The organism is Streptomyces sp. BJ20, from assembly GCF_022869105.1.
GTDB lineage: Bacteria > Actinomycetota > Actinomycetes > Streptomycetales > Streptomycetaceae > Streptomyces > Streptomyces griseoincarnatus.
The window spans coordinates 3,694,255-3,715,986 of sequence record NZ_CP094918.1 but is presented as its reverse complement, the minus strand read 5'-3'; the positions used below and the strand labels follow the sequence as shown (position 1 = coordinate 3,715,986).

Genomic DNA, 21,732 nt, shown 5'->3' with positions numbered 1-21,732 from the left:
TTCCCATTTTCGGCCTGCGCTGCGGGAGGAGCCGGGCTTGGAGTGAGCGGTGTAGCAAGGGCGGGGGTGTCATGGTCCTCCGGGGCCACTGGGTCTGGCAGGGACGCCAGGAGGCTGTCCTGGGCCTCAGCTACATTCTTCCGATGGATTCCACTGCACACGTTCTGGGCCTCATACGTCGCGCTTTGGACGAGTTCGATGACCACCCGCTGGAAGTCTCGGTGCGGCGGGCTGTGCGGATCGCCAGTTTGATCGGCGACTCGCATGCGGCCGTGCGCCTCGGGCTGGACCTTCAGGTCACAGGCGGCGATCCTGCCCAGCATCGGGGCGACCTTGAGCGGCTGATGGCTGACCCATCCCGTTGGGAATCACCTGATGAACCCAGTCCCGTCACAACGGCCATGCGTGACTACATCCGGGACCGCACAAAGAGCGATGATCCGGGAATGGTGATGCCACAGTCGCTCGAGGAAATCGAGTACCTCACCAGGCATCTGCCGAGCACCCAGACTTCTGCTGGCCTAGAAGCAGACTTCACACTGCGTCAGATCGCTCAAAGGGCGCGGCTGCGGACCTTCTCCTACTTGGTGGCATGGGAACGGCGTTTTGGCTATGTATCGGTGAATGAGTCCATCTTCGGTAGCTACAAGGCACAGGTCGACAAGATGCTGGCCGAAGGCGTCCCCGATCTGGTGGAGAAGTTCACCGCGGTCTACCGACGTATGAACGAGGCAGCCGCCAGTGACCCTGACGGCGCGGCTGGCGAGGAGCTTTCGCACGCCCTGACGACTTGCCGGCGCATCCTTGAGGCCGTGGCCGACCACGTACTCCCGCCGCGGTCCGAGCCAAGCGAGTCGGGTAACAAGCTGGACCGACCCGCCTACCGCAATCGGATCTTCCAGTTCGTAAAGGAGGCGAGCGCCAGTAGGACGACAGCAGAGGTGACCGTTGCACTGGGCAAAGGGCTATACGACAGGTACGTGGCTCTCGGCGAGCTGGCGAACAAGGGCGTCCACGCCTCCGTCGCTCTGCAGGCAGCGAACCTGTGCGCACTGAATACGTACATCCTGTGCGGCGAGATTCTTCTCCTCCAGCAGCAGACAGCTGCAGTGAACCTCCCGTGACGGGACTGGCTGTCGCTCCTGACCCCGGCCCGACTTGTCCGGCGGCTCAGCAGGCGTAGAGGACGCTGGAGGGATTATGGTTCGTCGATCAACCAGGATGAGATCCGTGACGAGCTTCCGCACAGCGATGGGCTCGGACAGCCCTCGATGCCTACTTCGACGAGCAGTGGATCAGGACTTCGCCGTCCATCACATGGCAGTGGCTGTCGAGCATCTGGCCAAGGCATGTCTGGCTTCCATCACGCTTCCGTTGCTGGCCGACGTCAGGCCTTCTGTAGAAGACCTGCTAGGGCCCGTCTTCAAATGGATCTTGCCCAGAGCAGGAGCGACGCGAGACTGACCGCTGCCTCGTATGAGGTGGCGGTCTTGTCGTATCTGGTCGCGATGCCGCGGAAGCCCTTGAGCCGGTTGAAGCAGCGCTCGACGAGGTTGCGCCGGCGGTAAGTCTCCCGGTCGAACCCTGGCGGTCGACCGCCGCGGCTCCCGCGCCGCAGTCGGTGCCGCCGCTGGTCGGCCTTCTCGGGAATGGTGTGCGCGATGCCGCGTCGCCGCAGGTAGGCGCGGAAACCGCAGGAGCTGTAGGCCTTGTCCGCGATGACCTGGTCGGGTCGGCAGCGTGGCCGGCCGAGGCTGCTGCGGGGAACGCGGATGCGTTCGAGCAGGATGCGTGCGCAGACACTGTCATGGCGCTGGCCCGGCGTGACGAGGAGGGCCAGAGGACGGCCCTTGCCGTCGCACGCGAGGTGGACCTTGGTGGTCAGTCCGCCCCGGGATCGGCCGAGAGCGTGATCGTCCGGTTCGTCCGGCCGCTGATTCCCCCTTTTCGGCCGGTGGCAGCGGCGTGCTGGTGGGCGCGGACGATGGTGGAGTCGATCTGGACCAGCCAGTCGATGTCCCCGGCGGCGTCGGCCCGGGCCTGGATCTGCTGCAGGGCCCGGGTGAACACCCCGTCGATCGCGTAGCGGCGGAAGCGGGTGTAGACCGTCTGCCAAGGCCCGTAGCGTTCGGGCAGGTCACGCCACGAGATCCCGGTGCGGATCTTGTAGACCATCCCGTTGATGACCTGCCGGTCCGACACCCGGGGCCGGCCCGTCGCGGCCCGCGGTATCAGCGGAGCGAGCAACTCCCACTCCTGGTCAGTGAGTTCATGACGACGTACCACTCCACCATGACCCACCACCTGAATGATCTTTGAAGACGGACCCTAGCGGTGAACCCGGATCTGGTGGAGCACGGCATCGAAGAACTCCCGCTCGCGCTCCGGGGTGATCCTGGAGCGGCGCGAGGTGCCGACCGGTCCGGGCCGGTCCACGTCCTGCGACGTCCTGGTGTGCGCTGCTCGTCCCTCGGGTGTGTCCCCCGTTCGCCGCCGCGCCACTTCACCGGTACGCGGGCGTATCGGCACACCAACGGGTACGGGTCCGTTTCGATGAGCGCCGGGGTCCGGGCGACCGTGCATTCGCGCCAGATTGCGCGCTGACTGTTTCCGGCCGAACCGCGAGCGGCGTGCCCGCGTGGCACCGGCCGCCCGGTTCCGTGGGGAACGCGGGACCCGGACGGCCGCACACCCCTGTGGCCAGCGTCCGTGGCCGCCGACGCGGGAGCGGGGAGCGGCGGACGCGTGCCGCGGGGACCGCCGGCATCCGGGCGAGGGCGTGCGAATCCATCGTTTTCGGCCGGGCGAGCACAGCCGTCGTGCCCTTCCTGGGGCCCGGGGGGCGGCGCATTGCGTCCGGTGCGGTTCGCTCGTGCGTACGTGTCGTGTTCCCGCCGGTCAGATCAGGGCACACAGCCCGTGGCTCGGGGGGCGAGTGCCGACTGCCCCGGGCGCGGCCGCTGACCAGAGGTGGGGGACATGGTTCGTACTGTCGTGGTGCACGACGAGGAACTGCTGCGATCGGCATTGGTGCAACTGCTGAGATCCGATGCCGCGCTGGAGGTCTCGTCCCGGGCACCCGGCGCCGGCCTGCCGGATCGTGACGAATTACCGACCGACGTGTGGGTCGTGGACGGCGACTGTCTGTGGGGTCCCGGGCAGACGCACGACACGTCCTTCCGGGCGCAGCGCGGGGGCCGGCTCGTCGTGCTGACGACCGCCAGGCGTCCGGGGATACTCCGCCGGGCGTTCGACGGCGGTGCTCTCGGGCTGGTCGACAAGAACGCTCCGGCACGACGGCTGATCACCGCGGTGCACACGGTCGCAAAGGGTGAACGCTTCCTCGACGAGACACTCAGCGTCGCCCTGCTGGAAGGCGCGGCGATGCCGCTGACCACCCGTGAACTGAGCGTGCTGTCCCTCGCCTCACAAGGGGCGCCCCTGGCCGAGGTAGCGGCCCGTCTGCACCTCTCCCGGGGCACCGTCCGCAACTACATGGCCGCCGCCATACGGAAGGTGGGCGCCCGCAACCGGGTCGACGCGATACGCATCCTCCAGAGCGGCGGCTGGACGTAGGCGCGCGGCGGTCCGGGCTCCGGACGGCTCGCGGCGGTCAGCGCCGGCGGGCCGGTCCGCCCTGCCAGTGGCCCGTCAGGTCCCGGTAGAGCGGCGAGCGGTCCAGCACCTCGTCGTGCGTGCCGCACACGGCGTCCGTTCCGTCCAGGACCAGCACCCGGTCGGCGCGTACGGCGGACGACAGGCGGTGCGCCACCACCAGGAGCGTTCCCGGGCGTCGTGCGAGGGCCTCTTCCGCGCGCGCCTCGGCGGCGGGGTCGAGATGGCAGGTGGCCTCGTCGAGCAGCAGCAGGGGGGCGGGTGACACCCAGGCGCGGGTCAGCGCGACGAGTTGCCGCTCGCCGTGGGAGAGTTCGGCGGGCCGCACCGGTGCGTCGAGGCCGCCCAGCCGCTCTACCAGGGGCCACAGGCCGAGGGCGTCGACGGCGGCGTCGAGGTCCGCGCGGCTCGCGCCCGGGCGAAGGTAGGTGAGGTTGTCGCTCAGGGTGCCGGAGAAGACGTACGCCTCCTGGGGCACCAGGACGCGCAGCGCGGAGAGTTCGGCGGGCGGCCGCCCGGTCACCTCCCGGCCGTCCACCCTGACCTCGCCGCCGCTGGGCACGAGCGTGCCCGCGACCAGGCGGGTGAGGGTCGACTTGCCGATGCCGCTGGGGCCGACGACGGCGAGGTGCTCGCCCGGGGCGACGCACAGGTCGAGCGAGTCGAGGACGGGTTCGGCGCGCACGCCGTAGGACAGCGTTACGGACCGCAGTTCCACGGCCGCGGTGCGGGCGCGGTCCGCCGGGCGTCCCCCGAGGTGCGGTGCGTCGTCGCCGGGGCGGGGGATCGCGGCCGTCGCCCGGGCGGTGACGGCCCCGCCGCCCGCGCCGGGGGCCGGACGGGGCGCTGCCGCGAGTGCGGGCTCCGTACGGGTTGCCGCCAGCGCCCGTACGCTCCCCAGCCCCCCGGCCCGCTCCGGCTCCGCCGCCCGGGTCCGCTCCGGCCGCGGCTCCGGCCGCTCCGGGCCGATGATGCGGTCGAGGACGACCAGCAGCCGGGACCCGGCCGCCCCGAGCGCGGTCATCAGCGTGTGCAGGGCGGGCAGCAGCGACTGGACGAGGTAGGTGAAGGCACCGAGCAGCGCGCCCGCCGTCACCCCCCGCCCGCGCAGCCACGGAACGGCCAGCAGCAACGCCAGGACCGGCAGGTGACCCGCGACCCCGAGCGCCGCCGTGCGCACCGCCGCCCAGCCGGCCAGGACACGGGCCGCCGCCGCGGCATCCTCGATCAGCTGCGCGCCGCGCCTCGCCACCGCAGGCCCGGTCCCGCAAGCGGTCAGGTCCCGCAACGCCGCCCGCGACCGGGCCGCGTGGTCGCCCAGCGCCTCATCGGCCGCCAGCGCGCGTCGCTGCGCCGCCGCCATCGGGCGTAGCGTCACCAGGAACAGCCCCAGACCGAGCGATAGCGGGGGAAGCCCCACCACGAGGAGGGAGGGATGCAGCGACAGCAGCCCCAGCAACGCTCCGGCGGCGGTGAAGACGAACGAACGGAGCGTCAGGACGAGACCGGCGAAGCTGTCCCGGGCGATCTCGACCTGATTCGTCAGCCGCGAGACGGCCGCCCGGTCCGTCCCGCCGGGACCGCCCGCCGCGGCGGGTCCCAGGGACCGGTCGACCGCGTGCCGCACCAGACCGTCGCGCAGCGGCTCCGTCAGACCGGCCAGCTCGGCGAACACGCCCCGGATCACCGGGGCCCCGAGCAGCACGGCCACCAGCGCGACCGTGAGCCAGAGCAGCCCTCGGCGCGTGTCACCGGCGAGGAACCCCTGGTCGACGGCCCGGGCGACACCGTGCCCTACGAGGAACGCCTGCCCGGTCTCGGCCAGCGACCAGAGGGCGAGCCGCACCAGGACCCCGGAGCGGCGGGCGAGGAACCGGCGGGCGTGCGGTGCCAGGCGCCGCACCGCCCCGGACCCGTCGTCCGTTTCGCGCGTGTCCGCGGACGGGGCGCGGCAGGTCACCGCCGTGCTCCCTCGGGTGCGGGTCGGTGTGTGGCTCCGTCGGGCGGCGCTTGCCCGGCCCCGGTCGGGTCGGCGGCGAAGACCGCTCGGTAGTCGGCCAGTTCCCACAGATCGCCATGCGGCGCGACGGCCCGCACTTGCCCCTCCTCCAGCCAGATCACCAGGTCCGCCCGGGCCGCCACCGACGGGCGGTGCGCGACGACCAGCCTGGTCCCGGGACACACCGACCGGCGCAGCGCCCGGTCCACCTCGTGCTCGGTGGCGGTGTCCAGGCCGGACGTCGCGTCGTCCAGGATCAGCAGCCGTCCGGCGTGCGCGAACGCCCGTGCCAGACCGAGGCGTTGGTGCTCGCCGCCCGAGAGCGGCGCCGCGGCAAGCGGGGTGTCGTACCCGTGTGGCAGCCGGCGCACGAACCCGTCGGCTCCCGCGGCACGGCAGGCTTCCCGCACCTGCTCGGGCGACACCCGCCGAGGTCCGGTGGCGACCATCTCGGCGACTGTGCCCCCGGCCGGGGCGGGGCGTTCGAAGGCGTAGCCGACCTCGGTGCGCAGGGCGTCCCGGGTCAGCCGGTCGAGACGGACGCCGTCCAGCAGCACCTGTCCCTCGTCGGGGTCGACCAGCCGCCCCGCCACGGCGGCCAGGACGGACTTGCCCGCTCCGCTGCGGCCGACCACCGCCGCCGTGGCGCCGCCCGGCACCCGCACGCCGTCGGCGCGCAGCACCTGCCTGCCGTCACGCACCACGCTTACCCCGCGCAGTTCGAGATCGCCCCGCCCGGCCGGCGGCAGCCGGCGTGTCCCGTGGACCAGCGCGGGGACACGGGCCAGGGCCAGGGTCCGGTTCCGTGCTTCGCGGCCGCGCACCACCGCGCCCAGCAGGGACGCCGCGCCACCGATGCCGGCCGTCAGCTGCGCGTAGCGGATCACGGCGAGGAGCTCGCCCACGCTCAGGGCGCCCGAGGCGAGCCGCAGGCCGCCGACGGCCGTGGCGGCCAGGGTGAGCAGGGGGACCAGGACCCCGCTGCGGGCCAGGGCGCGTCCATGGAGCACCCACATGTGCCTGCCCTGGGCGGCGAGTCGGTCCAACGGCGCCAGCACACGGGCCCGTTCACGGGCGAGGGTGCCCGCCGCGTTGATCGTCGCCGCGCCCTCCATGGCCTCCAGCAGCCGGGAGGCGATCTCCGCCTGGGTCTTCTGGTAGGCGCCGACCGAGGCGCTGGTGTCCCGGGCGAAGGCCCGCAGGACGAAGCCCAGGGCGGGCAGCCCGGCCAGCACGCAGGCGGCCACCCACAGGTCGACTACGGCCAGCGCCGCCAGTGCGCCCACGGGCGTGGCCGTCGAGGCCGCCAGCGCCGCCCGGGCCGCCGGGGCGGCTCCGGCATCGGCGGCGTTCAGGGTCAACCGGGTCCCGACGTCCCCAGGCGCGTACGGCCGTGCGCGGTCCGGTACGGCTCGCAGGAGGCCGTCGAGGGCACGGGAGCGGACGGACGCCGTCCAGGCTGCGTTGCAGTGTCCGGTGAACAGGGAGGTGAGGCTGTCGAGCAGCAGCTCACCCACGAGGAGCGCGGCGCTCAGCATCAGCCAGCGTCCCGCGGCACCGGCGGTGTCGCCGTCGCGCAGGAGCAGATCCAGCGTGCGGCCGAGGACGTAGGGCTGGGCCACGGTCACCGCGGCCGACGCGACCGAGCACAGCAGCACCAGCGCTTCGGGGGCGCGGCCCGGTGTCGCGCTGCTGGCTGCGCCGCCTTCCTTGCCCGCGCGCCGTGCCCGGGACCCGCTCGTCGGCACCAGTCGGCCTCCTTCCGTGCGTCTCACCGTGTCGGGACACCGGCCGCGCGACCGGCCGGCCGAGGTGTCCGTGCATGCGGGTACCGGCGCCCCGGGCGGGAACCCGGAGCGCCGGTACCGGGCGGCAGGGCTCACCGCGTCACCGCGGTGGCCGGCCCGTGTGTCAGTTGCAGGTCGTGATGCTCAGGCTGCTGTCGCCGCAGAGCAGCAGGCTCGCGCGGCTGCCGGTCTCCACGTCCCCCATGGCCTCTTCCTTGGGGGTCTCCATCGACTGCAGGTCGAACAGGTTCATGACGTCTTCCCTTCGTACGGCAACGGGTTGTCTTCTTTCATCACGACCCCGGGAGGGGCCGAGTCATGGGGCCGCCGGGTGGGCGGCGGGAGGAACGGCAGTCCGGCGGGCCGGGGGCCGTGGGCGGAGGCGACGGCGAGCAGGCATCCGGCCGTGCCCGTGGAGAGGTCCATCGACAGACGCATCATCTGCTCGCCGGGGAAGGCGAGCCGGCCGCGGTAGGACATCGCGTGCCAGGAAAGCGCGTCGAGCTGCCGCCGGATGGCCTCGGGACCGGTGCCGGGCATCTCGGCCGTCGTGCGGCCGAGATGCAGCACCATCCCGGCCACCCCCCGGTACAGGCCCGGCTGGGCGTAGAACATGGCCTGCGCCGCGGCCACGATCTCGCCTCTCGCCCGGGCGAAGTCCTCGTCCTGGCGGTGCGCCAGGTAGTCGTCGAGCACCATGCCGATGCCCACGCTGCCCGCGCCCAGGTAGGGCATGGTGCGCCAGCCCTCGTCGACCTGGAGCGCGCCGCCCGCGCCGCGGACGCACCGCGCGAGGTCCCGGCGCAGTTCGTCCCGTGCGAGGTCGAGCAGAGCGGGGTCCCGGTCGGCTTCGTACAGCCGCAGGAAGAGCAAGGCCCGCCCGGCGGCGCCGTGCAGCAGGCCCGCGCGGCCCCGGCCGACGCTCACGTCCCCGGCGGAGCCGCTCCGGGCGGTCAGCTCGGCGCAGCGCCGCGCGGCGGTGCGCAGGGCGCTCTCCCCCGTGGCCGCGGCCAGCGAGTCCAGGGCCAGGCCCAGTCCGGCGGTGCCGCTGTGCAGGTCCGGGGCCAGGTCGTCGAAGGGCTGGTCGAGGAGCAGTTCGGCGAGGTCGAGGGCGCGGTCGCGGTGACCGAGGTATTCCAGCGTCCAGGCGACACCGGCGAGGCCGTCGTGGAAACCGAGCGGCATGCCCGACGGCGGTTGCTCGGTCCGCTCCAGGAGCCACTGTTCCGCGTCCTCGTACCGGCCCGCGCCGCTCTCGGCCAGCGCGTACAGCACTCCCGCTGCGCCGTGGCCGAAGGCCAGTCCGCCGCCGGCCGTGCCGAACTGGGCGATGTCGCCGGGGAAGAGGCGGTCGGTCCGGGACGGTGTCGCCGAGGCGCGGATCGCCGCGGCCATCGAGTCCCTGCTGCGGGGCCAGTCGCCGGGGCGGACCGGGACCACCGGTCCGCCCTCCCGTACTGCCGCCGGGGTGCCGGCGGGCTCGGTGGCGCCGCGGGTGATCTCGTCGACCGCCGCGTCCAGGAACGCCCGGTCCACCGGGAACTGTCCGGCCACCACGTCGGCGAGGTGGGCCGCCTTGCGCCGGTCCAGGGCAAGCAGACTGGTCAGCGGGAGGAACAGCGCGAGCCGCAGGCAGGCCAGCGCATACCGGTCCACCTCGACGCCCCTGCGGTCGGGCGGTGCCACGAACCCCGGGTTGGCGACGGTCTGCCGACCGGCTTCGCCGACCTGGTGCGCGGCCTCGAAGTCCAGCAGGGCGACGCTGTCGTCCTCGCGGATCATGATGTTGAACAGGTGCAGGTCGTTGAAGACCACGCCGCGGGCGTGGACGTCCTCCACGGCGCGTTCCACCCGGGCGTGGACGTCGAGGGCCCAGGCCGTGTACTCGGCCAGCAGCTCCTCGCCGGGGTCGGCCTCGATGAGCGGGTGACGGCGGGCGAAGAAGGTGTTGAGTGGCTTGCCGTCGATGTGCTCCATCACCAGGAAGTGGTGTTCGCCGACGGTGAAGTGGTCGAGCACGTCGGGGGTGCAGTCGAGACCGGACAGGCTCTCCAGCGCGCGGCGTTCACGGTGCAGCCGGGTGACGGCGTCCGCGCCGTCGGCCGCCAGACCGGCGTGCGGACGGGCCTCCTTGAGGACGACCCGCTGGCCGGTGCGGGAGTCGCGGGCGAGGTAGACACCGCCGCCGTTGGAGAAGTGCAGTGCCGACTCGATGGCGTAGGGCAGTCCGGCCACGGTCAGCGCGTCGCGTGCCTCCAGGTGCGGACGTAGGAACGCGGGCGGTTCCACCCAGTCCGGTACGCGGAAGACGGGGCCGCGCAGATCGGGCACGAGCACCCCGTCGGGGCCGGTCACGGCCGGGCGCAACTCCCCGTCCGAGTCGTAGCAGTTGCGCCGGGTGAACCCGCCGTAGCGGACGTGCACGGGGCCGTCGCCGAGCCGCAGGTCGCTCAGGATGTGCGGTCCGGGTTCGCCGGCCAGCAGCCGCCCCAGCTCGTCCGCGAGCCGTTCGAACCGCTCGCCGTCCGCCGGGTAGACGGTGATGAACTTGCCGCTGCCAGAGCGGTCCGCGTACTTGGCGTTGCGCTGGTGCAGCAGGTAGCGGCTGGGGACGAACTTGAAGGCGGTGCCGCCGGCTACGCAGTGCCGCCACACCCGTTCCAGCACGGACTCGGCGTTGTCGAGGCACGCGGAGACGTGGATCTTCCAGCCCTGATCGGGCAGTTCGGCGTCGGTCGGACGCAGGGCGAGCCAGTCCCCGCTCTCGTTGCGCTGCCATCCCTCCGGGACGGGCCGCAAGGCCGCGGCGTACCGGGTGCGTCCCGCGCCGGCCGCGGAGACGGTGCGGTGCGGAGCGTCGTAGAAGTACGGGTCCGCGTCGCAGTACACGGCATAGCCCTTGTTCACGCCGTCTCCCTCCCGTCCGGTCGCTGACGGGGAAGACGCTGTCATCGTGCGTACCGTCCCGCACAGTCACCGCTGTCATCGCCTTGATGTGCGGAACGCACGAGTAACCACGGACGTCGCGCCGGGGTGAAGGCGCCTGGGGTGCCTGGTGGAAGGGCCGGCGGGCCGCGGGCGCCGCCCAGTCCAGGGGCGACGGCGTAACCAGCATGATGCCCACGTAGAACGAGCGGCCATCGAGTACACGCTGACCCACCGGGCCGTCGCCGACGACAGCGTGGGACTGATGATGCCCTCCGTTCCCCCAGCGCGTTCACGCTGCCGGCCGGCCTCGAAAAGCACTTCCGGGACTCTGCCAGCCGGGCGTCGATGCTCACGGTGTTCTCCGGCTTCCCTCTGGGCCCTGCCACCCTGCCGGGCGACACCGCGCCGCTGGCGGCGCGCCTGCCCCTGACGTACGAGCCGCTGCTGCCGCTGACCCGCACCGTGCAGAAGGCCGGTGCCGTCGCCGTCGGTGTCGAGTGGAAGAACCGCATCCGTGTCCTGGTGGCCGAGTGCATCCCCGCCAGCGACCCGGTGGGCCGAATCTCACGAGACGGTTGGCGGATCGCTCAGGACACCCTGAAAGGCGTCGAGGGGCTGAGTCTCCACGCGGTGCAGACGCTCTCCATGGATGACCTGCGCGAGGCCGTCAGCGAGCACTCACCTGACCTGCTGATCATCAGCGCGCACGGCACCCTCGTTGCCAACACGGCGGCCATCGTCATCGGCGACGAACCGCACGTCGAACTCGGCCTGCAGCACACTCCACCCGTCATTGTGCTCAGCGCATGTCACGTCGCTCCCCGGGGATCCAGCGCCGTCTCCATCGCCGATCTCCTGCTGCGCGAGGGCGCACTGGCCGTACTGGGCTCGCAAGTGCCCGTGGACGTGCGCCGCAACATGATGCTGACCGGCCGCCTGCTGACCAATCTCGCCGACCACCTCATCAACCAAGGGCGTCACGCCACACTGTTGGAGGTGTGGCATCACACTCAGACCACTACTGACTTTGAGTGCGTGATGTCGTCATGGCGGCTGGCGCCGGAGGCGGGTGCCGGTGAGGCAGCCGTCGAGGACGTCGGGGCGGTACTGGAGCTGGCGTAGGCCGCGCCGGACGGCGGTGATCAGATCGTCAGGGTCGGCGAAGGCACGATTGGCCGTGGTGGTGCGTCGTAGGACGGACCAGATGCCCTCGACCGGGTTGAGGTCGGGTGCGTAGGGCGGCAGTTGGAAGACGGTGAGCCAGTCGCGGTCGGCGATGTAACGGCGCATGCCGGCCGTCAGATGAGTGTTCAAGTTGTCCCAGACGAGCACGATCGGGCCGCCGAGCTGCTGGTGGGCGGTCTGGATCAGGTCGCGGTAGTCCTTCCAGGAGAAGCTCTTGCGCCCGTCGGGCCGGGCGTCCGGGCAGGGCCGGTAGATCAGCCGGGAGGGTTCGCCGGACTTGTAGCAGGCCAGGGCGGCCACCGATAAGCGGCGGCGGGAGCGGCCCCGGACGCGGATCACGGGGGTGTGGCCGCGGCGGGACCAGGTGCGGGTGGTCGGCGGCGTCATCGAGGATCCGGCTTCGTCCTCGAAGACGAGCCAGGCGTCGAGCGCCGCCACGGTTCTTCCACGCTCGGCCAGGTCTCCTTCACCCAGCCGGCCACCGCCGCCTCGTCCCGCTCGAGTGCCCGGCGGGCGGGGACCTGGCAGCTCCAGCCGTGCCGCTTGAGCAGGGCGGCCACCCCTTGCACGGTGTAGCTCTTGTGGAACCGGCGCCCGATCAGCGTCTTGATCCGCGACAGGGTCCACGTCTGGTCCGGCCAGCCGTGCGCCACCGGCCCCTTGGCCAGCTCCCGCTCGAGCACGGCGAACAGTTCGTCACTGAGCAGCGGCAGTGACGCCGGACCCTTGGAGGCCAGGGCCCGGGGCCCGTTCTGCGACCAGACTCTGCGCCAGCGTTGAACCGATCGGACGCTGACCCGCAGGTCGTGCGCGATGACCGAGTTCTCATCGCATGGGCGAACCGCTCGGCCGCCTCCCATCCTCAACTTCTCGCGAAAGGCCCGCCGTTCACCGGTCAGTCCGCCCCCTTGCGCATACCTCATGCAGTCGGCATACCGCAGGGATCACGAGGCGTCAGCCCCTACGACACCACGCTTTGAGGGTCAGTAGGTAGGAAACGCTTCAGTCTTCCACCGGTTCCGGTTCGCGCACGTACCAGAGGTCGAGCACGTAGCTCTCCACCGTCGGGCATGCTGCCCAAGCTTGGCCGATACGATCCGGCGTCCAGCGCTCTGCAGCTCCCTGCGCGGTGCATTGGTCGTAGTAGTCGGCCGTGGCTTGCCGTCCGGTCCACGAAGCGTGGCCTTCATACACCCCGGGATGCGGGAGTTGGGTGCCACCGGCAGGCCCCAGCGTGAACTGGTTGACGACGAGTTCGCCGGTTTCGGATTCGAGGGTCACCGGGACATGTCCCTCACATCCGGCGGGGTGTGGCTGCGGGTGGTCCCAGACCCGGATGGTGATCTGGACAGGGATGTCGGGTTGGAGGCTGCGGAGGTACAGGTGGTAGCCGTGGCCAGCTACCACCTGGCTCCGGGAAGCGGTCAGGGCGTCGTCGTCACCGAGGTAGGCGTCTGCGTCGTACACCTCGACGACGCGCCGGTCGGGGCGTGCTCGGACGGTGTACTCGGTGATGAGCGGCATGACCTGCTTCCTGTGAGTGCTACGAGGTGATTCTGACGTAGAAGGGGTCGCCGTCGAGCATGCGGTTGGCGATATACATGGAGTTGAGTCGCCCGCCGCGCGGCCTTCCCGTCGAGCAGGGAACGTCCCGCCTGGACCAGGTCGTCGGCGGGCCTCGTCGAGGAGGGGCCGCGCCGTGCCGTGTGCCTGGCGCGTTCCGAGGTTTCGCGGCCACCACGGGCCGGGCGGTCGGCACCGCCACGGGCCGGGCGGTTGCCGGCGCGGGCGCCCGCCGGCAGCGCGGCCATCAGCGCGTTCTTGCCACCTGGCTGATCAGCGGGTCGGTGCCGCTTGGTGCCGCGCACGTTGTCCGTCAGGGTGCGCTTCAGCACAGGAAGTCGCAGCCCGTTCGACGAGCCGACCGCACAGACGGGCTTCACCCAAACCCGGGGGTCGGAGCGGACGCCCGGGGACTCGTCACGGGAACGTGCCGGCCGGCTGCGGGGCTGGTGTCGTTGCGGTGCGCCGGTACGTGCTGGGGCTCATGCCGCGGATTCGTTTGAACGCCGCGCTGAACGCGAACGCGTCGGAGTAACCCACGGCCCTGGCGACCTCAGCGACGGTCATCGTCTCGCGTTCCGTCAGCAGGTCCGCCGCGAGCGTCATGCGCCAGCGGGTGAGGTAGGTCAGTGGCGGTTCGCCGACCAGGTCGGTGAACCGCTTGGCCAGCGTGGCCCGTGACACCCCGGTCCGGCCGGCGAGCGAGGCAACCGTCCACCGTGCCGCCGGTTCGCCGTGCAGCAGGCGCAGCGCGCCGCCCACCACCGGGTCGCGCCCGGCGGAGTACCAGCCCGGCGGAGTGCCGTCGGGCCGGTCGAAGTACTCGCGCAGCGCGCACACCAGCATCCAGTCCAGCAGTCGGTCGAGGACCACCTGCTGGCCCGGCGTGTCGGCGGCGACCTCGGCGGCGAGGTGGTCCCACACGGGATCGGGCCCGCCACCGGATCCCACGCGCAGTACGACGGGCAGCGCGTCCAGCAGCCTGCGGCTGATCTCGCCGTGCACCGGATAGGCGCCGACGACCAGGGTCGTCGTGTCCTCCCCGCCGGTACCGGCGTCGCGCCAGCCGAGCCGGTACCGGGTCCCGCCCTGCTCGGGCATGGAGCAGAACGCGCCGCACGCGACGGGTTCGGCCCGGGTGCTCACCTCGTCGACGAAGAGGAACGGCGCGGGGCCCCGCACGATCACCGTCTCGCCGACGTCGAGACGCTCGGGCGGGCGGCGCTCCGGCACGATCCAGCCGCCTCCCGAGAGGACGGTGCACAAGGTCAGCGGCGCGCCGTCCACGAAGTGCAGTGACCAGGGCGGGGTCAGGGTCGAGCTGCCGAACAACGAGCCCTGGGCCCGCAGTCCGCGCAGCAGGTCACCGAAAGCATCCATCCGCCAAGGCTAAACGGTTCAGACGATCACCCAGGTGAACTGGCTCATCACCCATGGAATCGTCCGGGTGGGTGCCGTTGAATCGCTGTCATGAGCAACGACGTCACTCTTGTCCTCGGCGCGACCGGCAACACCGGCCGGCGGGTGGCCGCCCGGTTGCGACTGCGCGGCACAGCCGTGCGCGCCGCCTCCCGCTCCGGTCGGACCCCGTTCGACTGGTTCCATCCCGCCGGCTGGGATCAGGTCCTGCGGGACGTCGCCGCCGCCTACGTGGTGCCCCCGCCCGTGCCCGGACCGGTGCACGACTTCGTGGCGCGGGCCGAGGCCGCCGGTGTGCGGCGCCTGGTCCTGCTCTCCGGTCACGGCGCCGACGATTGGGGCGACTCCCCGTTCGGGCTGGACATGCGCTCGGCCGAGGACGCCGTGCGCGGCTCGGCGCTGGAATGGACCGTCCTGCGTGCCTCGAACTTCGCCCAGAACTTCGACGGGCACCCCTTCCGCGTCCCGCTGGCCGCAGGCGAGCTGGCGCTTCCGGCCGGTGCGGTCCCCGAGCCGTTCATCGACGTCGAGGACGTCGCCGACGTGGCGGCCTCGGTACTGTCCGAACCCGGCCGGCACGCCGGTCGGGTCTATGAGCTGACGGGGCCGCGCGGGCTGACCTGGGCGGAGGCCGTCGAGCTGATCTCCCGGGCGTCCGGGCTGCCCATCGTCTACCGGCGCGTTTCCCCGGCCGAGTACACCGCGATGCTCGTCAAGGAGGGCTGGAGCGAGGACGAGGCCCAGCACCTCACCGAGATGTTCGTGCTGCTTGAGCGCGGGGCCACCGCCTGGACCACGGACGACGTCGCCACCGTGCTGGGACGCGCGCCGCGGACCTTCGAGGACTTCGTCCTGCGGGCCGCGGCAGCGGAAGCCTGGCGGTGCTGATTCCCGCGGCCTTCCGCCGGGCGTACCGCACTCCGGAAAGCCGGGCACCGCGCACCCTCTCGCACATCGACGCGACGTCTCAACGTCCGTTCCTCACCTGACTGGAGCCCTCATGCATACTCTGCTGGTCGCCGCCAACCCGGACCCCGGGTCTCTGACCCACCACGTGCTGGGAAGACTCGAGGCAGCGCTTCAACCCGGCTCGGTCGAGATCGCCGACCTGTCCGAGGAGCGGTTCGACCCCCGGTTCACTCCGGCAGATCGTCGGGCGTACCACGAGGGCGGCAACTACCCGGCTGACGTCATGGCCGAGCACCGTCGTCTTGAGCGTGCCACCGATCTCGTGTTGGTCTTCCCCGTGTACTGGTGGTCGATGCCTGCGCTGTTGAAGGGGTGGATCGACCGTGTCTTCGTCAACGGCTGGGCCTTCGAGCACTCCCCCGCTTCGGGCCTGCGGCCGAAACTGCAGCACCTCACCACCCATCTTCTGCCCATCGCCGGTGACGACTCCGGTGCGTACGAGCGCCACGGATACGAGAGCGCGCTGCGGACGCAGATCGAGCACGGCATCGTCGACTACTGCGGCAGCCGGCGCGGTCGCACGGCGTTCATCTACGAATCCGAACAGCTCTCCCCCGAGGCCACGGTGCGCGGTGTCGACCGTGCGGTGCGGAGCATCAGCGAAGCCATCCAGGTCCGCCTGGCGGGATGAGGGAGGTCGGAACGCGAGCCGGCCCCGGCTGAGGGCACGATGACCGCCTCGTCGCCCCGGCCCGCATCGTTGACAGCTGGCGGAAACGGAGGGAGTTCTCCGACCTGATCGCCGTCTGCCAAGCGCGGGCGACGAGTTCACGACCGTATCGAGACCGTGGCCGCGACCGGGCAGGCCGACACCGGACCAACTGGTCCGGTGGCTCCTACGAGCTGGCCATGGAGGTCGGGTCGTGTAACGATGCCGAGATCCAGGCCGTCCTGGGTGCTCTGTGGTCCGCCGCCGACGTGCACGGGTGCTTCGGGCTGAGGGACCGTGAACCTGAGGAACAGGATCCCGTGCCCTGCACCGAGCTGGCCGCCTACGGGTTCGAGATGTACCTGGCCGAGAAGCGGGAGGCCTTGGCGCTGGCCTCCGATGACCCGGTGGCCGACCTGTACCGCGGCTGGGACCTGCACGTCGGCTTCGGAGTGCGGCACCCCGCGTTCTACATGCTCATGTACGGCACGGTGCAGCCAGGGCGGCGCCCCCGGCAGCGGACGAGGCCCATGCTGGTGACACTGCTGGGCCGGGCGGCCGACGCCGGGCGCTTTCGGGTTCCGGTGGCGCAGGCGACCCGCGTCATCCACGCCGCGACGACCGGTGCCACGCTGGCGCTGATCGGCTGGCACGGCTGCGGGACACCGTCCTCGCCTCGATCACGACGGACCCGCCCGCCTCATCCGCGTCGGACCTGGCCTCGCGCGCACTCGCCCTCGACGCCGCGCTGGGAACGGCGCTTGCCACCAAGCCCTCAGCTGCGGACTCCGGGATGCCCTCGCGAGACACCGAGACGGCGCTGCTCCGCGAATGGCTCCAGCAACTGGCAGGCTGAGCCGGGCCGCTGCTCCGCGGGCAGTGGGCGTGCGGTCACGAACGTCCACCCAGAAACACTCACTCCGTGTCCACGGGCCTGACCACCGCCGCGCGCGCATCGCTGTCCCGTTTCCCCCGTCGGACTATCGATACCTCAAGCAGGTGACATAAAATCTTCGGATGCCCTCCTTGCGCGCACTGGAATGCCTGATCGCTGTCGCGGACACCGGATCGATCACTCAGGCCGCGCTGCTGTTGCACTCCTCGCAACCCGCCGTGTCCCACCAGATCGCCACCCTGGAGCGCGAGACCCGCACGGCTCTGCTGCGTCGCGAGGCACGCGGGGTCAGGCTCACCGCCGCGGGGCGGGTCGCGGTCGCTGACGCCCGGCGGGCGGTCGAGGCGGCCACCGCCGCTGTCCGGTCGGCGCGGGCGGTGGGAGAAGCCGGGGGCGGGTTGCTGCGGATCGGCTGCGCGCAGAGCCTTACCGTCGCCTTGCTCGCCCCGGTGCTCCGCGATTGGCGCCGACGTCACCCGGAAGTGACCATCACTCTGCATGAACTCGCCCTCATGGAGGAGGCGTTGAGGCTGGTCGAGTCGGACGACGTCGACGTCGCGGTGCTGCCTGACCCCCCATCCGACCGTTTCCATCTCACTGCCGTCGCCGAGGAGGAGGTCGTGCTGGCCGCGCCCACCGGCCACCCGCTGGCCCAACGGGCATCCGTGCGGATCCAGGACCTCGATGGCGCGCCACTCGTGCACTACACGGCGCACAATCGCCTCGGCGCATGGCTCGATCAGGCCTTCGCCCGGGCCGGGGTCCACCCGGAGGCGGTCATGCGGACGTCCGTCACCGCGACGGCACCTCAACTCGCCGCGGCCGGACTGGGTGTCGCGGTCTGTCCGGTGAGTGCGGTCGGTGCGGGTTTTCCGGGCGTGGTCCGGGCGTTCTCACCGCGGTGGACCAGACAGTTGATGGCGGTGACGTCCGCCGAACCCGATCCGCTCGTCGCGCGGTTCATCGCGGGGCTGCGTCGTCGCGGCGTGCGGGTCCCCCGCGGCGTACAGACGCAGCTCGACGAAGGCGCCGTGGCCACGAGCGAGTGAAGGGCTCCGGCCCGTGCCGGGTCCGCAGGCCGGCGGTGAGCTGGAGGCACCACCACCCCTGCCTGCGCCGCCTCTGACCTGTTCCTGTCGAGTCCTGTACCGGGTGACCTCAGACCTTTGGATGGCTCGGGGCTGTCTCCGAAGAAGGCCTGGCATCGTCGTCGCCGTCAGCCTTGCCATCGTCGCAGTCGTCCCCCACGTGGCGTCCGCGCCGAGGGGTTTCCTCGCCGATCTGCGGCACCTGGTTGCCGCCGCCCGCACCGCAAGATGCACGCCGACGGCCGAGATGCCCGACATCGCCCGTCCGACGAGCACGCCCTCCGGCGCCGCCACGGGGTGAGCAATCCAAAAATCCTATGGCTCGCCGTCTACTCATGAATGGCTTCGAGGGAAGAGCAGACAGCCCGTCATCGCTGCACATCACATGGCCTCCCGCCCACCGCGGAGCGGGAAGCGGCTTACACGAGAGAGAAGGCTCCCATGTCACAGGCATTCATCACGGGCGGCTCGGGCTTCATCGGACGGGCCCTGATCCGCAGGCTCGTCACAGAAGGCCACACGGTCCGTGCGCTGGTCCGCAGCGCGGCGTCGGCCGACAAGGTCGCGGCCCTCGGCGCGCAGCCGGTGCAGGGCGAGCTGACGGAGCCGGCCGGCTGGCAGGACGCGGTGGCAGGCAGCGACGTACTGTTCCACCTCGCCGCCGAGACGGACATCACCGCCGACCGCGAGCGCCACGAGCGGGTGACGGTGGGTGGTACCCGAGCGGCTGTGGAAGCAGCCCGTACGGCGGGGGTCGCCACCTTCGTCCACTGTGGCAGCGAGGCCGCGCTCCTGGCCGGGGAACCGCTGCTGGAGGTGGACGAGACCGCGCCGCTGCGACCGGACTCCGAAGCCGCCTACTGCGCGGCCAAGGCCAAGTCCGAGCAGGTCGTGCTGGACGCCGGCGCACCGGGCTTCACCACCGTCTCCGTACGGCCGCGGTTCGTCTGGGGCCCTGACAGCAGCCTCACCGAAGGCCTGGCCGCTGCGGCCAAGGCCGGGCAGTTCGCCTGGATCGACGGCGGCCGGCACACCACCGATGTGACGTACGTGGACAACGCCGTCGAGGGCCTGATCCTCGGGTGGCGGCACGGCCGGCCCGGTCAGGCGTACTTCGTCACCGACCAGCATCGGGTCGTCCTGCGGGACTTCCTGGAGACCGTCTTCTCGCTCTACGGCGTCGACGCGCCCATCCCCGACATGGACGCGGAGACCGCGGCCGATGTGGTGCCGGTGCCCGCCCGGTGGTTCGTCGGACAGTCGTGCACGCTGCGCACCGACAAGGCCGTGACGGAACTGGGATACCGGCCCGTCGTCCCGCATGCCGCCGGTTTCGCCGCCGTGAAGGACGCGCTCGCCTCCGAGGCCGCGTGACGGCCTCGCGGCATTGCGTCGGGCCCATCGCGCCATGCCCTTCTGCGGGCGGAAACGCGATGGCCCCGGCAGGACCGCGGGCGTGAATACTTGCCCTGCTTCAGTGCCCGGCCATCCTGAGTGGCCGGGCGTGCCGGTGGGGGCGGTCCGGTCACGGATGGATCTGAATGCGGGCATGAGAAAGAAGGGTGCGGTCGCGTGATGCGTCTTGCGGTGCTGGGTCCTGTTCGTGCGTGGCGGCGGGACGAAGAGGTCGACCTCGGGTCTCCACAGCAGCGTGGGCTGCTCGCACTGCTGCTTCTGCATGAAGGGCGCCCGGTGGAGACCGAGGCGATTCTGGAGGCCCTGTGGGGCGAGCACGGGCCTCGGGGCGCCCGGGGCACCGTTCGCACGTACGTCTATCGGCTGCGACCGATCCTCGGCGACATGGCGGTCATCGAATCGACGGGCAGTGGCTACCGCCTGACAGTTCGTGACGGAACCTTCGACCTGAGGAGGTTCCGGGAGCTGACCGCTCAGGCTCACCGGGCCCGCCGCGCCGGCGCCACGGCGAGCGCTGCCGACCTCCTGCGCCAGGCCCTCGGCACCTGGCAGGGACCGGCCCTGTCGGGTGTCCGGGGTCCCTTCTTCGAGCTGGAGCGCGACCGGCTGGAGGAGCTGAGGCTGGCCGCTCTTGAAGAGGTGTTCGATCTTGAGCTGGACGTCGGCGGGTCGTCCGATCTGACGTCCGAGATACGGGCAGCCGTGAGGGAGCACCCACTGCGTGAGCGGCTGCACGAGCAGCTCATGCTGTCGTTGTCCCGTGCCGGCCGCCGGGCCGAGGCTCTGGCCGCCTTCCAGTACACCCGGCGGCTTCTGCGCGAAGAACTGGGCGTGGACCCCGGGCCCGCCCTTAGGTCACTCCACGACCGCATCCTGCGCGAGGGCGAGGATGCGCCCGCCCCCGCGGACCGCGGGCCGTCCTCGGCCCTCACGCCCACGCCGGTCCCGGCTCAGCTCCCGGCGGACCTGGCCGTGTTCACCGGGCGCTGCGCGGAGATCGCGGAACTGTCCTTGACGCTGCGTGATGCCGCGCACGCTCCGGTCGTCGGCATCACCGGCCTGGGCGGGATGGGCAAGACCGCGCTCGCCGTACACGTCGCGCACACCCAGCGGCACCTGTTCCCCGACGGGCAGCTCTTCGCCGACCTCGGTGGTTTCGAGGACCCGGCCGACCCGCTGGAGGTGCTCGGCCGGTTCTTGCGTGCGGTCGGGGTGTCACAGCTGCCGGCATCGCTGGACGAACGCGCCGCGCTGTGGCGTACGACGGTGTCCGGCCGTCGCATGCTGATCGTCCTGGACGCGGCATCCGGCGGCGAGCAGGTGCGTCCGCTGCTGCCGGCCACCCCGGGCTGTGCCGTCATCATGACCGGTCCGCGCCGCATCGTCGACCTGCCCGGCCTCCCCTGGCTGCGTCTCGGCGTTCTGCGGCCCGAGGACGCGTTGCACCTGCTCGCCGCCATATCCGGGACCCGGCGGGTGTTCGCAGAACAGGAAGCGGCCAGCCGCCTGGTGCAGGCCTGCTCCTACCAGCCGCTCTCGGTGCATGTGGCGGCCGCGCGGCTGGACGCCCGGCCGTCGTGGACGATCGACCAGATCCTGGCCCAGCTCGAGGACGACCTGCGCCAGCCGGTCGTCATGCACGCGGACTGCAAGATCGTCGACAGGCCGTTCCGAGAGGCCCAGGCGCGCATGGACACCTTGCACCGCAACGCCTTCCACCTCACCGCCGTTCCCGACTGCGGCCGCCTGGATGCCGCCATGGCCGCGGCAGTGCTCGACCTGCCGGTCAACGAAGCCACTGCCGTCATGGAAGCCCTCGTCGACGCTCATGTGGTGGAGACCGGCGAGAACGGCGACTACCGCTTCCTCGGGCTCGTCAAGGCGTTCGCGCGGCGCCAGGCCCTCAACGGGCTGGGACACCAGCACTGCCAGCAAGCACTGCACCGGCTGCTGCGCCACTGTCTGACCGGCAGGAACACGGCCGGCGAAGAGGACCTGCGCGCGTTGGCGGACCAGATCACTGATCTTCCGGACGCTCTCGCGGAGATGGTGTCGCTTTCGCTGCCCTGATCCCTGCGGCGCCACGCGTGGTGACGCGCCTGCACATGCCCGGCTCCTCACGCGGTGAGAGTCGCGCGGGGAGACGACCTGCGGCGCGTGGGTGAAACACCCCGTCGACGCGCCATCGACGCCACGTCGACACGGGCTCGATGCAATGC

Annotated in this window: 15 protein-coding genes and 3 pseudogenes; 8 read left to right on the top strand and 10 right to left on the bottom strand. The window is 71.6% G+C overall.

What is annotated here, in order from left to right; translation table 11 throughout:
* Positions 1 to 143: 143 nt before the first annotated feature.
* Positions 144 to 1,124: a hypothetical protein gene (locus MTR79_RS16745; RefSeq protein ID WP_244790992.1), complete on the top strand. Its 981-nt coding sequence runs from the start codon at positions 144 to 146 to the stop codon at positions 1,122 to 1,124.
* A 299-nt stretch (positions 1,125 to 1,423) separates the two neighbouring features.
* On the opposite strand, the gene MTR79_RS16740 is transcribed toward MTR79_RS16745, so the two are convergent.
* Together MTR79_RS16740 and MTR79_RS16735 are read right to left on the bottom strand one after the other, a co-directional pair.
* Positions 1,424 to 2,286, bottom strand: a protein-coding gene (locus MTR79_RS16740; RefSeq protein ID WP_244793199.1) for an IS5 family transposase whose coding sequence is annotated in 2 segments (ribosomal slippage) — positions 1,424 to 1,927 and positions 1,930 to 2,286 — 861 coding nt in all. Because the reading frame shifts where the segments join, the coding sequence is not laid out codon by codon here.
* A 54-nt stretch (positions 2,287 to 2,340) separates the two neighbouring features.
* Positions 2,341 to 2,436, bottom strand: a pseudogene (locus tag MTR79_RS16735) (TetR family transcriptional regulator); the annotation flags it as partial.
* Between the two features lie 543 nt (positions 2,437 to 2,979).
* Here MTR79_RS16735 and MTR79_RS16730 point away from each other — a divergent pair.
* On the top strand, positions 2,980 to 3,576 hold the full coding sequence (locus tag MTR79_RS16730; RefSeq protein WP_114872518.1) for a response regulator transcription factor: 597 nt from the start codon (positions 2,980 to 2,982) through the stop codon (positions 3,574 to 3,576).
* A 37-nt stretch (positions 3,577 to 3,613) separates the two neighbouring features.
* Here the strand turns inward: MTR79_RS16730 and MTR79_RS16725 are convergent, their stop codons facing one another.
* The 4 genes from MTR79_RS16725 to lanKC form a co-directional block, all read right to left on the bottom strand.
* Positions 3,614 to 5,575 carry an ATP-binding cassette domain-containing protein gene (locus MTR79_RS16725; RefSeq protein WP_244790990.1) on the bottom strand — a complete coding sequence of 654 codons (1,962 nt, stop codon included), beginning with the start codon at positions 5,573 to 5,575 and terminating at the stop codon, positions 3,614 to 3,616.
* Complete coding sequence (locus tag MTR79_RS16720) at positions 5,572 to 7,362, bottom strand: ABC transporter ATP-binding protein (protein WP_244790988.1); 1,791 nt, start codon at positions 7,360 to 7,362, stop codon at positions 5,572 to 5,574. The genes MTR79_RS16725 and MTR79_RS16720 overlap by 4 nt, the downstream gene beginning before the upstream one ends.
* 163 nt (positions 7,363 to 7,525) lie before the next feature.
* Positions 7,526 to 7,654 carry a SapB/AmfS family lanthipeptide gene (locus MTR79_RS16715; protein ID WP_003972313.1) on the bottom strand — a complete coding sequence of 43 codons (129 nt, stop codon included), beginning with the start codon at positions 7,652 to 7,654 and terminating at the stop codon, positions 7,526 to 7,528.
* Positions 7,651 to 10,308, bottom strand: a complete 2,658-nt coding sequence (gene lanKC, locus MTR79_RS16710) for a class III lanthionine synthetase LanKC (RefSeq protein WP_244790987.1) — start codon at positions 10,306 to 10,308, stop codon at positions 7,651 to 7,653. Before lanKC ends, MTR79_RS16715 begins: the two co-directional genes overlap by 4 nt.
* A gap of 366 nt (positions 10,309 to 10,674) precedes the next feature.
* On the opposite strand from lanKC, the pseudogene MTR79_RS16705 reads away from it, so the two are divergent.
* Positions 10,675 to 11,301, top strand: a pseudogene (locus tag MTR79_RS16705) (CHAT domain-containing protein); the annotation flags it as partial.
* A gap of 46 nt (positions 11,302 to 11,347) precedes the next feature.
* Here MTR79_RS16705 and MTR79_RS16700 read toward each other — a convergent pair.
* From MTR79_RS16700 to MTR79_RS16685, 4 genes and pseudogenes are all read right to left on the bottom strand, one after another.
* Positions 11,348 to 11,901, bottom strand: a pseudogene (locus MTR79_RS16700) (transposase).
* A complete protein-coding gene (locus MTR79_RS16695) occupies positions 11,898 to 12,437 on the bottom strand; it encodes a winged helix-turn-helix domain-containing protein (RefSeq protein ID WP_244790983.1) in 540 nt (179 codons plus the stop codon). The pseudogene MTR79_RS16700 and the gene MTR79_RS16695 overlap by 4 nt, the downstream one beginning before the upstream one ends.
* A 79-nt stretch (positions 12,438 to 12,516) precedes the next feature.
* A complete protein-coding gene (locus tag MTR79_RS16690; RefSeq protein WP_244790981.1) occupies positions 12,517 to 13,038 on the bottom strand; it encodes a hypothetical protein in 522 nt (173 codons plus the stop codon).
* A gap of 456 nt (positions 13,039 to 13,494) precedes the next feature.
* Positions 13,495 to 14,457 (bottom strand): AraC family transcriptional regulator, encoded by a 963-nt coding sequence (locus MTR79_RS16685; RefSeq protein WP_244790979.1) that lies wholly within the window; start codon positions 14,455 to 14,457, stop codon positions 13,495 to 13,497.
* Between the two features lie 90 nt (positions 14,458 to 14,547).
* Between MTR79_RS16685 and MTR79_RS16680 the strand changes: the two genes are divergently transcribed.
* The 5 genes from MTR79_RS16680 to MTR79_RS16660 all read left to right on the top strand — a co-directional run bounded on the left by MTR79_RS16680 (position 14,548) and on the right by MTR79_RS16660 (position 21,583).
* The gene (locus MTR79_RS16680) at positions 14,548 to 15,384 is read left to right on the top strand and encodes an NAD(P)H-binding protein (RefSeq protein ID WP_244790978.1); all 837 of its coding nucleotides are present in this window, start codon (positions 14,548 to 14,550) and stop codon (positions 15,382 to 15,384) included.
* Positions 15,385 to 15,496: 112 nt separating this feature from the next.
* A complete protein-coding gene (locus MTR79_RS16675; protein WP_244790976.1) occupies positions 15,497 to 16,096 on the top strand; it encodes an NAD(P)H-dependent oxidoreductase in 600 nt (199 codons plus the stop codon).
* A 1,035-nt stretch (positions 16,097 to 17,131) separates the two neighbouring features.
* On the top strand, positions 17,132 to 18,058 hold the full coding sequence (locus MTR79_RS16670; RefSeq protein WP_244790974.1) for a LysR family transcriptional regulator: 927 nt from the start codon (positions 17,132 to 17,134) through the stop codon (positions 18,056 to 18,058).
* 480 nt (positions 18,059 to 18,538) lie between these two features.
* Positions 18,539 to 19,471 (top strand): NAD-dependent epimerase/dehydratase family protein, encoded by a 933-nt coding sequence (locus MTR79_RS16665; protein ID WP_244790972.1) that lies wholly within the window; start codon positions 18,539 to 18,541, stop codon positions 19,469 to 19,471.
* Between the two features lie 201 nt (positions 19,472 to 19,672).
* Positions 19,673 to 21,583 carry an AfsR/SARP family transcriptional regulator gene (locus tag MTR79_RS16660; protein WP_280518391.1) on the top strand — a complete coding sequence of 637 codons (1,911 nt, stop codon included), beginning with the start codon at positions 19,673 to 19,675 and terminating at the stop codon, positions 21,581 to 21,583.
* Positions 21,584 to 21,732 lie beyond the last annotated feature (149 nt).

Excerpts from the sequence above, each read along its gene's own strand:
- MTR79_RS16680 (WP_244790978.1), top strand. The coding sequence starts at position 14,548 with ATGAGCAACGACGTCACTCTTGTCCTCGGCGCGACCGGCAACACCGGC.
- MTR79_RS16745 (WP_244790992.1), top strand. The coding sequence starts at position 144 with ATGGATTCCACTGCACACGTTCTGGGCCTCATACGTCGCGCTTTGGAC.
- MTR79_RS16715 (WP_003972313.1), bottom strand. The coding sequence starts at position 7,654 with ATGAACCTGTTCGACCTGCAGTCGATGGAGACCCCCAAGGAAGAGGCC.
- MTR79_RS16660 (WP_280518391.1), top strand. The coding sequence starts at position 19,673 with ATGCGTCTTGCGGTGCTGGGTCCTGTTCGTGCGTGGCGGCGGGACGAA.
- MTR79_RS16695 (WP_244790983.1), bottom strand. The coding sequence starts at position 12,437 with ATGAGGTATGCGCAAGGGGGCGGACTGACCGGTGAACGGCGGGCCTTT.
- MTR79_RS16685 (WP_244790979.1), bottom strand. The coding sequence starts at position 14,457 with ATGGATGCTTTCGGTGACCTGCTGCGCGGACTGCGGGCCCAGGGCTCG.
- MTR79_RS16665 (WP_244790972.1), top strand. The coding sequence starts at position 18,539 with ATGTCACAGGCATTCATCACGGGCGGCTCGGGCTTCATCGGACGGGCC.
- MTR79_RS16675 (WP_244790976.1), top strand. The coding sequence starts at position 15,497 with ATGCATACTCTGCTGGTCGCCGCCAACCCGGACCCCGGGTCTCTGACC.
- MTR79_RS16690 (WP_244790981.1), bottom strand. The coding sequence starts at position 13,038 with ATGCCGCTCATCACCGAGTACACCGTCCGAGCACGCCCCGACCGGCGC.
- MTR79_RS16670 (WP_244790974.1), top strand. The coding sequence starts at position 17,132 with ATGCCCTCCTTGCGCGCACTGGAATGCCTGATCGCTGTCGCGGACACC.
- MTR79_RS16730 (WP_114872518.1), top strand. The coding sequence starts at position 2,980 with ATGGTTCGTACTGTCGTGGTGCACGACGAGGAACTGCTGCGATCGGCA.